Origin of the sequence: Alkaliflexus imshenetskii DSM 15055, from assembly GCF_000517065.1 — a bacterium.
GTDB classification, from domain to species: Bacteria; Bacteroidota; Bacteroidia; order Bacteroidales; family Marinilabiliaceae; genus Alkaliflexus; species Alkaliflexus imshenetskii.
In genome coordinates, this window is the sequence record NZ_KI912105.1 from 18,178 (window position 1) to 19,672 (window position 1,495).

The window sequence follows — 1,495 nt, forward strand, 5'->3', positions numbered from 1 at the left end:
CTAATAGATTCCACTACACTTTAGAACACTTCACCACCCTAGGTCGGCCTTCCGGCTTAGGGATTTTTCTTACTTTTACAATACGTGGCAGACCGAATGCATACATTACAACCACATCACTGAGTTGCATTAACTCGTCGTCCAGCTCAATGTTTAAATGTGTTCGACCAGCCACTTGCACCTCCTGAGATTTATAACCAATAAATGTGACTATCAATGTTGAGGTTGATGGTGCAGACAATGAAAATGACCCATCTGGCCCAGTAATTGTTCCATTGGTTGTTCCTTTTACAATAATAGAAGCCCCGGGAACAGGCTGCTTGTCACCAGAATCTAAAACAACTCCGGTAATTTGAACACTCGTTTGTTGCGCAATACCTGACGTGTGTAAGCCCAAAAAGCTTACAAAACATAGTACCGCAATCAGTCTGGCCGACTGATATAGATTTCGCCTTTGTCTTTTCATAGATTTGTTTTTAGTTTGAATTTAATGAGAATTGAACTCTATTAGAATACGACTGTGTTTTTTGAGGTTTAACCATAATACGCAATTAAATTTTAAGGTTTTGATAATATTTAGAATAACAAAATCATAGCAATTGTTAACATTATAATAATGGCTATAACAATAATCTCTAATAACATAGACTTTTTTGCCATCTTAGGCTTATTCCTAAAAAAATTATTATCATAGCTCATCTTGTTCGATTTTAGTCGCAATTTTAAACACATTTTAACAGCACAAACATAAACATAGCACTCAAACAGAACTGAATCATTTCTGCATAAAACTGACCACTTTTTGACATCATACATAGTTTGCAGAATTAGTTCAGAGTTTGCATATATAGTTCAATAGCTAACTCCAGCCTGTACCTTCAACTATTTATAATTATAGATTTTAGTCAGCAATACATCTATATTCAAAATCAACGTTGCAGGAGTAGTGTTTAGATATCTTAAATGCAATGCTTCACGGTTTTACTTATCATCAGGTATATCCCAATAGTGTATGATTTTAGCAATTGGATAAAGTGTCAATTAGAGAACAAAAACAAAGAAACTACCTATAGTTATGTAGTTGTTAATAACTCGCTTTTCAAATGTAGACGGTTGGTACACATGATATCATCAGGCGTTAACTAATACCATAGGATGAAAAAACAGGTCGCATAGAGTCAAAATCTCAACGCGATTTTGACTCTATGCGACCTTAGTACATGACAAAACAGTTAAATAATTGAAAATCAATTAAATAATAATCTAAAGCATTTGGATAAAACCTTGATATTCAGTATATTACAGCTGATTACCACATCTTTTGTACTATACGTGAACACCAAGGTTGATAACAAATATAGCGAATTAATCCAACTGTTTAAAGAAACGACCGGATGGCATAAAGCACGGGTAAAGTGCACGATTTCAATTGTTTGTGCAATGTGCAAGTTACAAACGGTTTCGTTCGTAAAAGCTTGCGCAAGGATTTGAGGGA

At 34.6% G+C, this 1,495-nt stretch carries 1 protein-coding gene; it reads right to left on the reverse strand.

The genetic code is table 11. The annotated features are described in order from the left end of the window. Nucleotides 1-13: 13 nt before the first annotated feature. A complete protein-coding gene (locus tag ALKIM_RS0100190; protein ID WP_026472901.1) occupies nt 14-466 on the reverse strand; it encodes a carboxypeptidase-like regulatory domain-containing protein in 453 nt (150 codons plus the stop codon). Between the last annotated feature and the right edge of the window lie 1,029 nt (nt 467-1,495).